This window comes from Caballeronia sp. 11_S32 (genome assembly GCF_056930355.1).
Genome location: NZ_JBXOWH010000006.1, coordinates 324173 through 340286 on the forward strand (window position 1 = coordinate 324173; position 16114 = coordinate 340286).

12 protein-coding genes and 4 pseudogenes are annotated in these 16114 nt (G+C 59.7%); 13 read left to right on the forward strand and 3 right to left on the reverse strand.

Going from position 1 to position 16114, the window contains the following annotated elements; all coding sequences use genetic code 11:
* Positions 1-5: 5 nt before the first annotated feature.
* Complete coding sequence (locus AC1Z32_RS40245) at positions 6-416, reverse strand: hypothetical protein (RefSeq protein ID WP_483484426.1); 411 nt, start codon at positions 414-416, stop codon at positions 6-8.
* A 449-nt stretch (positions 417-865) separates the two neighbouring features.
* Here AC1Z32_RS40245 and AC1Z32_RS40250 point away from each other — a divergent pair, with 449 nt between their 5' ends.
* The 4 genes from AC1Z32_RS40250 to AC1Z32_RS40265 are packed head-to-tail and all read left to right on the forward strand — an operon-like array spanning position 866 to position 6007.
* Positions 866-1228 carry a hypothetical protein gene (locus AC1Z32_RS40250; RefSeq protein ID WP_483484427.1) on the forward strand — a complete coding sequence of 121 codons (363 nt, stop codon included), beginning with the start codon at positions 866-868 and terminating at the stop codon, positions 1226-1228.
* Positions 1221-2777 carry a type IV secretion system DNA-binding domain-containing protein gene (locus AC1Z32_RS40255; RefSeq protein WP_483484428.1) on the forward strand — a complete coding sequence of 519 codons (1557 nt, stop codon included), beginning with the start codon at positions 1221-1223 and terminating at the stop codon, positions 2775-2777. The genes AC1Z32_RS40250 and AC1Z32_RS40255 overlap by 8 nt, the downstream gene beginning before the upstream one ends.
* Positions 2777-5692 carry a MobF family relaxase gene (gene mobF / locus AC1Z32_RS40260; RefSeq protein WP_483484429.1) on the forward strand — a complete coding sequence of 972 codons (2916 nt, stop codon included), beginning with the start codon at positions 2777-2779 and terminating at the stop codon, positions 5690-5692. The genes AC1Z32_RS40255 and mobF overlap by 1 nt, the downstream gene beginning before the upstream one ends.
* A gap of 51 nt (positions 5693-5743) precedes the next feature.
* Complete coding sequence (locus AC1Z32_RS40265; RefSeq protein WP_483484430.1) at positions 5744-6007, forward strand: hypothetical protein; 264 nt, start codon at positions 5744-5746, stop codon at positions 6005-6007.
* 800 nt (positions 6008-6807) lie between these two features.
* Here the strand turns inward: AC1Z32_RS40265 and AC1Z32_RS40270 are convergent.
* Positions 6808-7644, reverse strand: a complete 837-nt coding sequence (locus AC1Z32_RS40270) for an enoyl-CoA hydratase/isomerase family protein (RefSeq protein ID WP_483484431.1) — start codon at positions 7642-7644, stop codon at positions 6808-6810.
* Positions 7645-9017: 1373 nt separating this feature from the next.
* Between AC1Z32_RS40270 and AC1Z32_RS40275 the strand changes: the two genes are divergently transcribed.
* From AC1Z32_RS40275 to AC1Z32_RS40315, 9 genes and pseudogenes are all read left to right on the forward strand, one after another.
* Positions 9018-9692, forward strand: coding sequence for a histidine phosphatase family protein (locus tag AC1Z32_RS40275; RefSeq protein ID WP_483484432.1), 675 nt, complete (start codon positions 9018-9020; stop codon positions 9690-9692).
* A 9-nt stretch (positions 9693-9701) separates the two neighbouring features.
* Positions 9702-10605, forward strand: a pseudogene (locus AC1Z32_RS40280) (phosphotransferase family protein).
* A 37-nt stretch (positions 10606-10642) separates the two neighbouring features.
* Positions 10643-11035 (forward strand): annotated as a pseudogene (locus AC1Z32_RS40285) (SDR family NAD(P)-dependent oxidoreductase); the annotation flags it as partial.
* 43 nt (positions 11036-11078) lie between these two features.
* Positions 11079-11213, forward strand: a pseudogene (locus AC1Z32_RS40290) (SDR family oxidoreductase); the annotation flags it as partial.
* A complete protein-coding gene (locus AC1Z32_RS40295; RefSeq protein WP_483484518.1) occupies positions 11168-11401 on the forward strand; it encodes an SDR family oxidoreductase in 234 nt (77 codons plus the stop codon). The pseudogene AC1Z32_RS40290 and the gene AC1Z32_RS40295, both read left to right, overlap by 46 nt.
* 8 nt (positions 11402-11409) lie before the next feature.
* Complete coding sequence (locus AC1Z32_RS40300) at positions 11410-12168, forward strand: SDR family NAD(P)-dependent oxidoreductase (protein ID WP_483484433.1); 759 nt, start codon at positions 11410-11412, stop codon at positions 12166-12168.
* A gap of 24 nt (positions 12169-12192) precedes the next feature.
* Positions 12193-12470 (forward strand): annotated as a pseudogene (locus AC1Z32_RS40305) (acyl-CoA dehydrogenase); the annotation flags it as partial.
* 250 nt (positions 12471-12720) lie between these two features.
* Positions 12721-13683: a cyclase family protein gene (locus AC1Z32_RS40310; RefSeq protein ID WP_483484434.1), complete on the forward strand. Its 963-nt coding sequence runs from the start codon at positions 12721-12723 to the stop codon at positions 13681-13683.
* A 115-nt stretch (positions 13684-13798) separates the two neighbouring features.
* Positions 13799-15478 (forward strand): class I adenylate-forming enzyme family protein, encoded by a 1680-nt coding sequence (locus AC1Z32_RS40315; protein WP_483484435.1) that lies wholly within the window; start codon positions 13799-13801, stop codon positions 15476-15478.
* Here the strand turns inward: AC1Z32_RS40315 and AC1Z32_RS40320 are convergent.
* Positions 15391-16032 carry a LysR substrate-binding domain-containing protein gene (locus AC1Z32_RS40320; protein WP_483484519.1) on the reverse strand — a complete coding sequence of 214 codons (642 nt, stop codon included), beginning with the start codon at positions 16030-16032 and terminating at the stop codon, positions 15391-15393. The two genes, AC1Z32_RS40315 and AC1Z32_RS40320, sit on opposite strands and share 88 nt — an antisense overlap.
* Between the last annotated feature and the right edge of the window lie 82 nt (positions 16033-16114).

The window sequence follows — 16114 nt, forward strand, 5'->3', positions numbered from 1 at the left end:
GCACCTCACTTGAATTTATCGTCGAACTCACTGAAGTCCATGCTGTGAACGCTTTCAAAATCTCGCGTTGTCTTAATGCGGTTGCGTTTTGATGCGGCATCTTGAAAATTCTCTGATGTCTCGTGATTCTTCTCACCCGGGAACGATCGTTCAGTCGAGCGAATCATCGAATCCGTGATGCGAGATTCGAATTCCTGTGGTTCCGAGCGATTCAAGGTCGGCCGATCGTGAGACCTTCTGGCCCGCCACAATGCTTTTACAAATCCGTCGAATGTCAGTTTTAGGCCCTGTTCCTCGCAAAGCATCTTCCAGATTGACTCGCGTGAGGCACCTACGCTTAACGCCGTTTCAATTTCTCCAAGCATGTTGCGCACGACCGCCGAATCGCTTTTCGGCTTGAGTTGCGATAGCGGCATTGGCCCTCCCTCCCGGTGGATCGCTTTGTCGTGAGCTTGAAGTCACTCTAATGATCACAGCGACTCGACGCAAGCATGTTGGCTCTTGAAAGTGGCTATTCAGTCTTCCCTGTTGCCTCGGGTGGCAATCGACGTGTCTCCTTAGTGTCCTCTTTCGGTCCATTTGTGCGGTTGCCTTCACGCGATGCGTGAAGGATAGGAAAAAACGTATTTTGGACGCGCAAATGGGCTGTAAACATTCCCGACTTCCCCTTAAATCAGCGGTTCGCCCTAGCCCTTAAAGGCTATACACCATACGCAATGCTTCGCATTGCCTAAGTGATTGATGTTGCGCAATATTTACTTGATGCGATGTTCGGATGTGTAAAACGAGGGTCCTACAAGCACCCTTGAAGATGCTGTCGCATAAGGCTTATCGTGTAGGACACGCGTATTACCGGAGAGCTTGCATGCCGACGATTAGTGTTCGTGTTACCGACGCACAGAAATTCGAGCTTGAAGAGCGCTCCGCGCGCTACAGCGGCAACGTATCGGACTACATCAAGGATGCCCTTTTTGGTTCTCGAAACGAGCAGGCCAACGAGATCTTGTCTCGCCTGGATGAATTGACCGATTACGTGTCGAGACTATCAAACGGATCATTTGGCGGGCGCGAAACCCGAGTGGCGGATCGCTCGTCGACCATGCTCATGGAAGTGCTGATCTTGCTTCGGATGGCCTTGCCGCCCGACAAGATCAGGGGCGCGCGAGCTGAGCTCGATCGTCTTGATATCCCCTCATGGGAACCGAATCAGGAGAGAGCCCATGGATAATATTCAGAGGCGACAAGCAGCAATCGCTGCCTTGGTGTTGGTGCCGGCATTTGTCTGGTTTGTCACGGCAAAGTTCGCCTATGGGTTCACGCCACAAAACGTTCGCGACGTAATGCCGTACTTGATCCGTAACACTTTTCATCTGTTTCCGCTCTGGATCGCGCTACTTGGTGGCGAAATGATGGCGATTCTAGGGATAGTGGCCGCAGTGAACGCGGCGAAAAAGCCATTTAAAGGCGCCGCGTTCTCAAAGTTCTTCCGCGGAACGGAAGTCGTCACTGCTGACGAGTTATCGAGGAAAACGCTGGAGAAAGGTAAAAACCAAATCACGATTGCCGGCGTTCCAGTGCCCACCGAAGCGGAAAATACACATGTTTCGATTGGCGGCTCAACGGGTACTGGAAAATCGACGCTCTTCAAGGAGATGATGGTCGGATGTCTCGCTCGCGGTGATCGGATGGTCGTGCTCGATCCCGATGGAGAGTTTTTGTCGAACTTCTATCGGAAGGGAGACAAAGTATTAAATCCTTATGACGCACGCTCGGAGGGTTGGTCGTTCTTCAATGAGATTCGTGCGGACTATGACTTTAAGCGGTACTCCTCTTCGATTATCCAGCGATCGGGCAGCGCTGATTCGGAGGAATGGAATGACTACGGGCGCCTTCTGTTCTCGGAGGTCGCAAGAAAAGTCTATTCGACGTCCAGGAATCCAACCATGGAAGAGGTTTTCGAGTGGACAAACAGGAAAACCCTTGAAGAACTCGAGGCGTATGTTCAAGGCACGAACGCGCAGGCGCTTTTTACGGGAAACAGTCGAGCGTCCGGAAGCGCCCGTTTTGTGCTCTCCAATAAGTTGCCGCCACACCTCGAAATGCGGCACGGCAGCTTCTCGTTGCGCGACTGGATGGCTGATCCGAACGGAGGGAACCTGTTCATCACCTGGGACGAAAACATGCGTGCCGCGCTCGTGCCGTTGATCTCCTGCTTCGCCGACACGATCTTCAGCAGCGTGCTCGGCATGAGTGCGGACCTCAGCCGGCGCCTCTGGGTCTATCTCGACGAGCTCGAATCCCTCGCGCGCCTGCCGACCTTAGGCGACGCGTTGACCAAAGGCCGCAAAAAGGGGCTGCGAGTCGTATCGGGCTACCAGACCTACACGCAGCTGGTGGACGTCTATGGCGAGAATCTGGCGGAGACCATGCTTGGCAACCATCGCACGATGGTGGCGCTCGGTGTCGGCCGCATGGGTGAAAAAACTGCCGAGAAAATGTCGCGCGCCCTGGGTCAGCACGAAATCATGCGCCAGCGTTCGGGACGCAGTCGCCGCGCGTTCGGCGGCCTCGGGACGAACAGTCAGAACGAGGAGATCAAGCCGGAATCGGTCGTGCTCGCGTCGGAGCTGATGCGCTTGCCGAACCTGGAAGGGTATCTCGCGTTCCCCGGTGACCTGCCGATCGCGAAATTCAAGACCGAATCGGTCACCTACACCCGAAGGAGCCGAGTGCCGGGCATCGTGTCGCCCGATGGCGAAATCCTGGGGGCGTCCTGATGCTGAACATCACGACCATCAAGCGCCAGAACGTCGGCAAGGTGGTGAGCTACTACGCCGACGGCGCGGACGACTACTATGCGAAGGACGGCAGCGCCATGCAGTGGCATGGCCAGGGCGCCGAAGCGCTCGGCCTGGTCGGCGCAGTCGAACAAAGCCGCTTCGCGGCGTTGCTGGACGGCCGGATCGATGCGCACACGCATTTGCGCCGGACGAAGCCGTCGGAAGCGCGCAAGGAGCGGCTCGGCTACGACCTAACGTTTTCAGCGCCCAAGGGGGTCTCCCTGCAAGCGCTCGTACACGGTGACGAGCGGATCATTGCGGCTCACGACCAGGCGGTTGCCGCGGCTCTGCGCGAGGCCGAGCTACTCGCCGCGGCCCGTTACACCGTGAACGGCAAAACGAGCATCGAGCGCACCCATAAACTGGTTGTCGCGACCTTCCGGCATGAAACGTCACGCGAGGTGGATCCGGATCTGCATACCCACGCCTTCGTGCTCAACATGACCCAACGAAAAAGCGGCGAGTGGCGCGCCCTCGTGAACGACGGCATGGTGAATTCGTTGAGTCATCTCGGGAATGTGTATAAAGCCGAGCTGGCGAAGGCGCTCGAGCTTCAGGGTTTCAAGCTCAAGTTCGATCGCAACGGCACGTTTGATTTGGCGCATTTCACCGAGCACCAAATTAATGAGTTCAGCGCGCGACGCAATCAGATCGATGCGAAGCTGGCCGAATGGGGGGTGAGTCGCGACAGTGCGACGCCCGAGCAACGCGACCGGGCCGCGATGCAGACGCGCGAGCGTAAGACGGCTACCGATCGTGACGACGTGCGCGCTGGGTGGCAGGCGCGCGCGAAAGAGCTCGGCATCGATTTTTACAGTCGCGAATGGGCGGGTGTGGGCAACGATGGACCTAAGGAGCCTGCGCACCGCGCGCCGCAGATCGACCAGCCGCTCGAATACCACGCGGACCAGACCGTGCGCTTTGCGATTCAGAGCCTCACTGAACGGCAGGCGATTGTGACCGGCGAGCAGTTGCTGGCGGTCGCTCTGAAGCACGGCTATGGGCGTCTGACGGCCTCGGACATTCGCGCGGCGATCGGCCGCGCGAGGGCGAGTGGACACCTGATCAAGGAGGAGACGCTGTATCGTTCGATGAACCCGGCGAAGGGCGCGCACGGGAAGGCGACACCGGAGGGGCCGGCATACACGCGCGAGCAGTGGATCGGTTCGCTAATGAACGATCGACGCACGCGCGCGCAGGCGAAGGCCCTCGTCGACAACGGGATCGTCAAGGGTCGGTTGGAGAGCCTGGGGCCCCGTTACACGACACACATCGCCCAGCGGCGCGAGCGCGACATTCTGGCGCTGGAGCGGGCCGGTCGCGACACCGTCACGTCGCGCTTGGGTCCGGATCACATTGAGGCGTATCTGGCGACGCGCAAGCAAAGGCCCGACCGGCCGGGGCTGAATGTTGAGCAGGCGCGCGCTGTCGCACGGATCGCCGACACGACGAACCGGTTCATGGCCGTTCCTGGCTTCGCCGGCGTGGGCAAGAGCTATATGACGCGATCGGCGAAAGCGTTGCTCGAAGAGCACGGCTACACCGTCACCGCGCTCGCCCCCTATGGCAGCCAGAAGAAGGCCCTTGAATCGGAGGGGATCGAAGCGCGCACGCTGCAGTCGTTTCTCAAGGCGAAGAACAAGAAGCTCGACAGCAACTCGGTGGTTTTTATTGACGAAGCGGGGGTGATTCCGGCGCGTCAGATGCTCGACACCATGAGAATCGTCGAAGCACATGGCGCCCGGGTCGTCTTCCTGGGCGACACGGCGCAGACCAAGGCGATCGAAGCAGGGAAGCCGTTCGAGCAACTGCTCAACGCCGGGATGCAGTCGACTGAGATTCGAACGATCCAGCGCCAGAAGGATCCATCGCTGTTGAAGGCGGTCGAACTGGCGGCGATCGGCAAGACCGCGGCATCGCTTGCGCACGTGACCCGTGTGCGGGAGGTCAAAGATTCGAGCGCGCGGTACGATCAGGTCGTCAAGGCCTATGCGGGTTTGACGTCCGCGCAGCGCGCGCAAACGCTCGTCATCACGGGCACGAACCAGAGCCGCAAGGCCATCAATGACGGGATTCAGCGAGCATTGGGGCTGAAGGGCAACGGTCGGGAGTACACGCTGCTCGACCGGCTCGACACGACGCAAGCCGAGCGGCGGCACAGCAAATACTACGAGCAGGGCGCGGTCATCATCCCAGAGCGCGATTACAAGATCGGTCTGCTTCGTGGCGAGCAATATACCGTGCTCGATACCGGTCCGGGCAACCGCCTCACGGTGAGGGGGCCGGACGGTGCTGTCTTCACATTCTCGCCGGCGCAAACAACGCAGTTATCCGTCTACAAGCCTGAGCGCATCGAGCTCGCCGTCGGCGACCAGATCAAGATCACGCGCAACGACAAAGACCGGGATCTTGCGAATGGTGACCGTCTGACGGTGAAGGAGATTCGCGAGAAAGAGGTCGTCGTGGAGGCGGGTGGGCGTCGTATCACGCTCGACGCCACACTCGGGATGTATGCAGCACTCGCCTACGCGTCCACCGTGCATAGCGCGCAGGGTCTGACCAGTGACAAGGTGCTGATCAATCTCGATACGCGCTCGCTCACGACGGCCAAAGACGTCTACTACGTGGCCGTGTCTCGCGCGCGCTACGAAGCGGAGATCTTCACCGATGATGAAAAGCGCCTGCCTGCAGCGGTTTTGCGTGAGGCGAAGAAGACCGCCGCGCTTGAACTGAATCAGCTTCAGCGTCATGCCGAGAACAGCTACGGCAAAGATGGGCCGAGGAACGACGGTCAAGGCATGCCCCGGAAGCAAAAGCAGATAGGGGGTCCCGAGATGGGCATCGGCGGTTAGTCATGCTCATGGTTCGGCGACAGAGTATCCAAAGCAACCGGAGAGACAGAGATGACACATGGTGATTACGAGAGCCCCGGCGAGCAGAACACCATCACGCCCGAGAAGATGACCGACGAACTCCTGGCTGGACGATCAGTGAAGGTTCATCAACACTTTGTGATCTATGACAAGCGAGACGGTTTCGTTTGGTACACGAATCCCTATGGCATCGATGGCATCCTCTGTGAGCGACCCTGCGTCGAGACAATGCGTCGCTTTTTGAGTGAGTTAGAGGGTGGGCGAATGTTCGGTCTCTTTCCTTGGCCGGAGTGAGCGGGTAAACCCAAAATCAACTGAAGCGAAGAGTTTTCCACGGTTTTCAACTACATCTTGCCAGCGAACACAAGGTCCATTACGTGTCAGCGGTCCGCATCTTCCTGCCCGACTGATTGTGCCAGTGGGATCTACGCGGAGAACGACGCTAGCACTGGGAGCTCAGTAGCGGCGCAGTTGCGGACTCGCAAGTCGTCGAGATCGTGGTCGGGCATTAGACTTACACCAGCGACCTGAGCACAAACTACGCTCGTGCAGTTTCCGGTGACTTGGTCGGTTCGGATGGCGGTTCCCACGGCGAGAGGTGAGAGTCGCATGTCTTTCCTGCGGTGCGGGCGTCTGACCGACCCTTCATGCGACTGTACTCATCCACGGAAGCCACCCGAAAGCTGTCCGCACGCGAGAGAGGGTGGACGACGGGGATCGGTCGCTAAGCGAGGAGGGCGCTGGCTGACGCGTTGCTCCATTGATCAACTTTTGGCGAGAGCCGAGCGGTAAAAAAAATAGTAGTTATGAGGATATCGATACCGAAGCCGTCATGCTCGCCATCGTCACTCCTGCGCATAACGAAGCCCCGCAGAGAAAACCACCTTCGGTCGCCAATGCGTGCCAATACGACGCTCAAGGGTGGCGCACAGAGGAGTTCGGCGCCAGCCACGCCGCCATCGCCGGGGCGCGAGGCTTCGGCCGAGGCGTGCCCAACCCGCGTGGGCGTTAGCGGTTCATCCGCGACGCCTGAGCGACGGGCGGGGACGACCTGTTCGCTTGGGGGGCGGTGGGCCTTCTTTCGACGCGGCATGTCACTGAGCGGGTGGAAGCCTGCCGATCAACTCCTCTATATCAAGTTCCTGTGGATACGTTTCGAAGCCGCTCTGGATCGCAAGCTTGACGCGAGCCTGGGTGACTGGGTTTGCGACACAAAGATCAGCTTCATGAGCTTCAACCAAGAGCCCTTCGGAGAGTTGCCCGTCGGCGCCCCGGTCCACCGCACGTTTGATATGACCTAGCGTATGAATTGGGAAACCCGCGATCCTGTATGCCAGTTCTTCGACGAACCGCGTGAGTTCATCGTCGGGCAATGCTCGGTTGATATAACCGTATCTTTCCGCGGTTTCAGCTGAGACATCCTGGCAGCCGAGCAGGATCTCAAGTGCGCGACCTCGCCCCATCAGTCGAGGAAGCCGTTGGGTTGATCCACCACCCGGGACCAGACCTATTCCCGCCTCCGGATGACCGAATATCGCTTTATCCCGTGCAGCAAAACACATGTCGCAGGCCAATGCGATCTCGCTACCGCCTCCACGTGCACGCCCCTCGACCTTGGCAATGGTCACTTTGGGCATATTTCGAAAGCGTTCGCCAATGGTCTGCGTCATACGGAAGCTGCGCGTCGACGAGACACTAGTCGACGCTGCGGCGACACGTGCAAGACCAGAGTGCGCAATGAAGAATTCTGGCAGTGAACTCTGAAGGACGATAACCCTGATTTCGTCGTCTGCCTCGAGTTCACGGCCAAGTCGGTCAAACTCGGCGGAGAAAACTCCATCAAGCAGATTGAACGGAGGATAGTTCATACTGACGAAAGCGACGCCGCGATTAAATTCGAACTGGAAGCACTTGTAGTCATCGTAAGCCATTAGCCCTCTCCGGTGAGTTTAATTGACGCTGAATTCAACCTAGAATAACGATGTTCGCATCCGTCAGAAAATCATTTCGCGACATCAACTGTAATCCTGAGTTTTCCTCTTCGTATCGAGTACCCGAGAGCCCCTGCATTGCCTGACGAGCACCGTCTCCACACGAGAACTGGCGTCTTGCGAGAGCATTCCGCGATACGCCCATCCGTGCGGCTTTGGCCGTAGTCGCTTGCTCGAACGACCGCATTGGGCGAGGCTTCCATCTGCGGAAATTGTAGACAGTAGATTCGCCGAGGTAGCGTGCGCGGGGAATTCATCATCCCTCTCGTCGTGCCAATCCCGGCTAGTGAATGGCGTGCCCCGCGGTTGCCGCACGACGCCGTGCTGGCAAGCAACAATTCGTGAACGAATTTCGAACTGACATAGCAGCCGCCTGTGAATAGTGCGGCGGAGGAGCCTAAACGATACGCGGGTATTTTCTATACCGGAAGCCAGTGTAGCCGGAAGCGGGGCAAAGCACTGCCCCCCAAACAGGGGGGCGGTTACTTTATCGAGCCGTAGGTGGACTAATGCCGGCGAATGTTGCGGCGCACGAGGCCGCTCTCGAAAGGGTAGCTTAGGCGCGAAGTGCACGTAACCACGGAGGCGGACGGCGACACCGGTCAGTGGTCGAAGAGGCACCGATGAGTGACACCCTATTCCCCGCAGAAGTTCGCGTCGAGCTCCGCCGGATTGACGCCGCCTAGTACCTGCCGAGATCAGGGGGTAAAGAACCTCAACACCTCAATTGAGCAAAGACCGTCGGATGAGCAAGCGACGCGCGGTTCATACCAGAGGAAGGATTCTTCGTTCTCGCCAGTTAGCATCGGAATTTCGCATGTGATCACAAGAAAGACGACGTATGCTCGAGGATCCACCTACACGTCCGTCTCCGATCGAGTGTGAGAACTCGTAAGATAAGCACTACGATTTTAAAATACCATGATCAAATCTTTACACCGGCCCCCCATGCAGGGGGCTAGTGTGCGGCGCCAAATGCAGGACACTTGATCACTGTGCGCGTGGTTGCGAGCGGAGTACGCAGCAGACGCGACAAGCGGGCGTTCGCCAGACGGCCGAAGCCGTCAATTTGCACGTTTCGCAGCGGACCGGATTTCCGATCGAACGTCCTGTCCAGGGGCAGTGATTGAAGACGAGCCAAATGAAGATACTTGAGAACATCCGGAGTTTGGGATGCGTCGTGCAGGCTGTTGGCTTCACCGCAGTAGCGACGCAGACACGCCTCGCGCGGTCGAAGAGGCTTTATTCTCGAAATAACGTTCGAGAAAGTATGTGTGTCCGATATTCGGGGAATCTCGACTGGCGAGCATGCAATGGCTGAACTCTATCTGGTACGGCACGGGCAGGCGTCGTTCGGAGCGGAGAACTACGACAGACTCTCCGCGGCGGGCGAGCAACAAAGCGTCTGGCTCGGCGAATACTTTTCACAGCAGGACTTCGTTGTCGACTACGTGATCAGCGGCACGCTGCACCGGCACGCGCAGACAGTGGACGCGATACTGCGCGGCATGGGCCGGGAGGGCATTCGTTACGAGCAGCATTCTGGCCTGAACGAATACGACTTCCACGGCCTCTTCGCGGCGGCCGCCCACGACTACCCTGAAATCGCGCGCCTCGCGGCCGGTTCGATGAAAGAGCATTTCCGTGCACTCCGGCAGGTGCTGCACCTGTGGTCGGAAGGCAAGCTGGGCGACTTAGCACCCGAAACCTGGACCGGCTTCCAGCAACGCGTCGCCGACGCGCGCGCCGCAATCCAACGCGCGGGCGGCCAGCACGTGCTGGCAGTGAGCTCCGGCGGCCCGATCGCGGTCACTTTGCAGCAGGTGCTCGCCGCTTCCCCGTCGAGCGCGATCGCGCTGAACCTGCAGATCCGGAACAGCAGCCTGTCTCAGTTCTTCTTCAATGCCAACGCGTTCCACTTGGCGTCGTTCAATGGGATCCCACATCTGGAGGAACCTGAACGACATGCCTTCCGGACCTACGGCTGACCGGAGCCGATGTACACATGTACTCATGCATTCACGAACGAGCGGGACGATGACGAACACCCCCAGCAACTCGACGTTGCCCGCCTCACACGCTATCTGGAAGACCACGTGCCCGGATTTGAAGGCCCGATCGATGCGGAGAAGTTTGCCGGCGCCCAGTCAAATCCGACTTTCCTTTTGCGTGCGCGCAGCGGCCGTTATGTGCTGCGGCGACAACCGCTGGGCGAACTACTGAAGTCTGCGCATGCGGTGGATTGTGAATTCCGCATCTTGACTGCGCTGTTCGCCACGAGGGTGCCGGTCGCACAGCCGTATCAACTGTGCGCGGACCGTAGCGTGATCGGCAGCATGTTTTACGTGATGAGCTAGATCGGCGTATGGACCAGGCAATATCGCGCAGCGGAGACCGGACGGGCCGAGGCGATGGAAACGCCGATCGACTGGCTGCCAAAGACCCGTCCCGCTGCTTCGTGCCGGCCGACGTTCGTGCATGGCGATTTCCGCCTCGACAACGTCATGTCCGAACGCGACGGCCATGGCGTGAAGGCCTTGCTTGACTGGGAACTGTCGACGCTCGGCACTCCGCTGGCGGATCTCGCGTATTTCCGCATGTGCCTGCGGTTGCCTCCAGAGGGCCATATTCGGGGCTCGCGGGCCAGGACCGGTTCGCGCTTGGCGTGCCGGATGAAGGGCGAGTATCGTCGCGCGCTATAGCGCGCTTCGCAGGATCAAACTGATCCGTGATTGGCATTTTTATCTCGCGTTCAGCTTCTTCAGGCTCGCAGCGATCGCGTAAGGCGTGAAGTCGCGCGCGCCGCAATCCAACGCATCGAGCGACGCGGCACTGCGTGTCGGTGAAATGACCGGGCAGCTGGCCGAGGCGGCTGTCCGTATGATCGACGCGCATCGCTGAGAAGCGGGACGAATTAAGCACTATGGAGAAGCGAAGTATGGCAACGGATCTGTTCGACCTGTCTGGGAAAAGTGTGCTGGTTACGGGCTCGAGCCGGGGAATCGGCGAGGAAATCGCGAAATTGCCCGCAAACCAGGGCACTTATGTGGTCGTGTCGAGCCGCAAGCTCGTCGACTGTCTGGCAGTCGCCGACAGGATCGTTGCAGTTGGCGGCGGCGCCGAGGCACACGCACGCCATGTAGGCCGGATGGAAGCCATCGCTACCACGTTCGAGCACATCCGCGGCAAGCATGGCCGGCTCGACATTCTCGCTAACAATGCGGCCGCGAATCTGTACTTCGGCCATATCCTCGATACGGACCTCGCCGCCTACCAGAAAGCCGTCGACGTGAACATGCGAGGCTCCTTCTTCATGTCAGTCGAGGCCGGAAAGCTGATCAAGGCGCAGTGGCGCGATCGTCAACACCGCGTCCGTGAACGCGTTGCAGTCCGGCGACAGGCAAGGCATCTACTCGACTACGAAGGCCGCCGTCGTCAACATGACGCGGGTGTTCCCGAAGCAATGCGGGCCGTTCGGCATTCGTGTGAACGCGCTTCTGCCGGGCCTCACGAAAACAAGATTTGCGCATGCGCTGTTCGAGGATCCGACGGTCTACGAAGACTGGAGTCGAGGATTCGGCGGCGCCGCCACGCGGAGCCGCGCGAGATGGCGGGCACTACGCTCTATCTCGTGTCGGACGCGTCGAGCTATACGAATGGCGAGTGTATTGTCGTTGACGGTGGCCTCACGATCTGAGGGACGCGATGAAGATTGACAGCTATGCAGGGCAGGTCGTGATGATCACGGGCGCCGCGAGCGGATTCGGTGCGCTCCTGGCGAGCGAGCTTGCGGCAATGGGCGCGCGGCTTGTTGTTGGTGACCTGAACACGGATGGGCTCGAACGCGTTGTTGCGCCGTTGCGCGAGGCCGGCGCCGATGTGATCGCGCGTCGTTGCGACGTTCGCTTGGAAGCCGATGTGGCCTCGATGGTGCGGGCGGCTGCCGAGCGCTTCGGGCGCCTCGACGTCGGTGTCAACAATGCCGGCATTGCATTGCCGATGAGGGCGTTGATCGACACCGAAGAAGCCGATCTGGACCTGAGCCTCTCAGTCAATGTGAAGGGAGTGTTCTTCGGTATGAAGCATCAGATCCGCCAGATGCTTGCGCGGGGGAGCGGCGTTATCCTGAATGTCGCTTCCGTGGCCGGAATTGGCGGCGCACCGAAACTCGCTGCCTACGCGGCAGCCAAGCATGCGGTCGTCGGGCTTACGAAAACTGCGGCTGTGGAGTATGCGCGCCGCGGGATCCGCGTGAACGCTATATGCCCGTTCTACAGCGTAACGCCGATGGTGACCGAGAGCGATATGGGCGGCCGGAAGGAATTCCTCGCACAAGGCTCGCCAATGAAACGCCTCGGCCTGCCCGAGGAGGTTGTCGCGACGATGCTGATGATGTGCGCGAAGGAAAATTCTTATCTGACCGGGCAGATCGTCGCTGTCGACGGCGGTGTCTCGGCCTTCTGATCGAACAGAATCAAGGAAACGCTAATGGCCTTTGGCTATATTCGGAAAGTGGAGACTCTCCGCGGCCGCGTGCGCGCATTCATGGACGAGCTGATCGTCCCGCGCATCCGGCAATTGCACGACCAGGTCCATGCAGGCCGCTATTCGGTGTCGTTATGGAGGACCTAAAGGGGCGTGCGAGTGAGGAGGGCTTGTGGAACCTGTTCGTGCCGCACCTGCAGGACAACGAGCCCGGCACGCGCCTCACGAACCGGGAGTCCGCGCCGCGCGAGATTATGGGCCGCGTCGCGTGCGCATCGGAGTGAGGGCGCAATTTCTGACGTGATCCGTCATGTTTATCGATCTCCAATGTGATCGCGCTTTTCACTATCGCACCGATCTTAGACTAGGTCCCGATCCGAATTAAATACCGTAGCAGTACTAGGTATGTGCGCGGCCGTTCGAGTGTCGTAAAAACAGTACATTTGCTTCGAGAATTCCGTTTTCATAGCTGTCATTCACCATTAAGCTCGTGTTGCGAAATGTATGCAGCAAATTTATAGGAGACGATAAGTGGAATCGAAAAACGTTCCGGAGATGGCGGAGTTGCTGCGTGACTCGCCGAAGAACTGGGGCAAGTGGGGGCCCGAGGATGAGGTCGGCTCGCTTAACTATCTGACCCGGGAGGAGGTGCTGCGTGGCGTGGCCGCCGTGCGATCTGGCAAGACGTTCACGCTGCAGATCCAGATGGGCAACCCGAAGGGCGATCCAGTCTGGCCGGGACGCTCCCAGGCCTGCCGCATGAACGTGATGGACAAGGGTCACTACATGTGCGGAAAGGGGCCGCTGTTTCCGGGGCTTCTCGAATATGCGGATGACATGATGATCATGTATCTGCAAGGGTCTACGCAGTACGATGCACTCGGCCACGTTTGGTACGGCGACCAGATCTGGAACGGCTACGATGCGAAATCGACGATTGGCGGGCTGTCGAAGGCGAGCGTGCTGCCGATTGCGGAACGAGGTGTAGTCGGGCGGGGTGTCCTGATCGATATGGCGCGCCATCGCGGCAAGGATGTTCTCGATCCGGGCGAAACTTTCACGCACCGAGATCTACTCGAAGCCGCCGAATCGCAGGGCGTGCGCATAGAAAAGCGCGACGTCCTCGTGATCCGCACGGGCTGGATCGGCTCATTTTACGAGCGTGACAAGGCCGAGTTTTACAGTAATTTTATCGAGCCGGGCTTGACCCACAGTCCCGAGCTAATCGAATGGTTTCAGAAGATGGAGATTCCGAATCTGGTGACCGACACAATCGCGAACGAGGTAACGATTGACCCCGAATCGGGCGTCGCGCTGCCGCTGCACAATGCGCTTATGCGCAACTTGGGGGTGACGCTCACAGAGATCGCGCAGCTCGATCCGCTCGCCGCCGATTGCGACGGCGACGGCCAGTGGTCGTTCCTCTATACGGCCGCGCCGCTCAAGGTCGTCAACGGCAGCGGCGCGCCGGTCAATCCAGTGGTCATCAAATAGGTTGTTTTCGCTTCGCAGTCCCACTGCGTCCGGCGTCCGCCAGCGGCCGGGCGCGTCGAGCGAATTCGGCGAGTCGTGCGAGCGATGCCTCGCCGCCCCCTTTTCTGGAGCACCCATGACGCCATATGACAGCAAGCCTTGGCTCGCGATGTACGCAGCCGACTATCCGGCGGCGATCTCGCCGATCTTCACAGACGCCCTGAGCATGTTTCGAGCGGCCGTCGCGCGGGCGCCGCAACGAGCGGCCGTACTCTATTTCGACGGCGTACTGACCTTCGCGGAACTAGACGCGCAATCGGATGCGCTCGCTTGCGCATGGAGCGAGCGAGGGTGTGTGCGCGGCGACCGGGTCGGAATTCATCTGCAGAACATACCGCAATTTGTGATCGCGTTGCTTTCTGCATGGAAGCTCGGGATGATTGCTGTGTCGGTGAATCCGATGAATCGCGAGCGCGAGCTGCGTCTGCTGTTGGCCGACTCCGGCGCGCGAATGCTCGTCTGCCATGAGTCGCTCTTCGCCGACGTTGTGCGCCCACTTCTCGCGCGCGAAGGCGAGACATCGGCGCGCGGCGAGCCGGCGGTACAGCCGGCCGTGATGACGACATCCGAGTTCGAATACCAGCGCCGCAACGACGCGCGGCTTTTTGCCAATATGGAGCGCCAGAGCGCGGAGGGAGCGGTGGATTTGTCGGCGGTGATTGCCGCGTATCGCGGCCACCGGCCGCCGGAGCTTCGGCTCGATCCGGCCGACGTGGCGATGCTCGTCTACACCTCAGGCACGACCGGCGTGCCGAAAGGTGCGATGAACACGCACCGAAACATTGCGTTTAACGCGCAGGTCTATCGAGACTGGATGGGGTTGCGCGAAGGTGGCCCGATCCTAGGTATTGCGCCGCTGTTCCACATCACTGGACTAGTCGGCCATATCGGTGCGGCTTTTATCAGTGCGGCGCCGCTGATCCTCGCATGCCGTTTCGAACCCGGCGTGGTCCTCGACGCGATCCACGAGCATCGCGCCGAATTCACGATTGGCTCAATCACCGCGTTCAATGCACTGATGTCTCATCCCGAGGCCACGCGCGAACATCTGGCGTCGATGCGACGGGTCTACTCGGGCGGCGCGCCGATTCCGCCGAGCATCATCGAAGCATTTCGCACGCGCTTTGGCCTGTACATTCACAACGGTTACGGGCTAACAGAGACGAGCTCGCCTACGCACTGCGTGCCGGCTGGGTGCGAGGCGCCCGTCGATCCTTCGTCGGGGACCCTTGCGGTGGGCCTGCCGGTGTTCAACGTTGAGTCGTACATCGGTGATGAAGACGGGCGAGCCCTGCCAGCGGGTGAGGTCGGCGAGATCATCTCGCGAGGACCTATGGTCGTGCCAGGCTACTGGAACAAGCCTGCGGAGACCGCGAAGGCAATCGTCGACGGTTATTTCCGCACCGGCGATGTTGGCTTCATGGATGAGGAGGGCTGGTTCTATCTCGTCGACCGCAAGAAGGACATGATCAATGCAGGCGGATACAAGGTCTGGCCGCGCGAAGTGGAAGACGTGCTATACACGCATCCCGCGGTCCGCGAGGCGGCAGTAGTGGGTGTACCCGACAGCTACCGCGGCGAGACGGTGAAAGCCGTCGTGAGCCTGAGGCCCGGCGCGCAGACGACGCCCGACGCGTTGACTACGCACTGCAAGGAACGGATGGCGGCCTACAAGTATCCACGTATCGTGGAGATCATGGATGATCTGCCGAAGACGCCGACCGGGAAGATCCTGAGGCGCGAGCTAAGAGGGTGACCTGTGGCTTGCTCGGCGTCGGCGGCCGTGCGGTCCGTCGGCGGCGCAGTGGCGCCTGGTGCATGCGCTAGCGCGTCGCCGAGGCGCTCCCGGAACCAGACATTGGTTGGATCTGCATTCGTGTTTGTGTGCCAGTACAGATCGACGTCGAGTGACGTATCGAACGGGGGCACCAGTCTCCGGGCGCCAGACAGGTCATTGAGCAATCGGGCATAGCGCTTGGGCATCGTGATCAGGAGATCTGTCTCCGCGACAACACGGCATGCGACGAAGTAGTGGCTGCTTTGCAGCCGCACGCGCCGCTTGACGCAAAGCTCGGCGAGTGCAGCATCCTCGACTCCATTGCCGCGCCGGCGGCTCGAGACGAGTATGTGCTCCTCCCCCTGGAAAGGTTCGAGGTCGAGGTTCCGTCCAATGCGAGCTTGATCGTGGCGAGTCAGCTCTCGTCTAGGACAGTGGGCCACCACGCGCTCGCCGTGATCCCACCACTGGTCAGCCGAAACGATCCAGGTAATCGTCGAGGCGGTCGAAGCGGACGCGCCAGCATATCGCACGGTCAAGCCCGCAGCCGCGGAGCAGCTAGTGCGCGACGAACAGGCCGCTGCATGGCAGCGGGTCGTCGGAGGCAACGGAGAC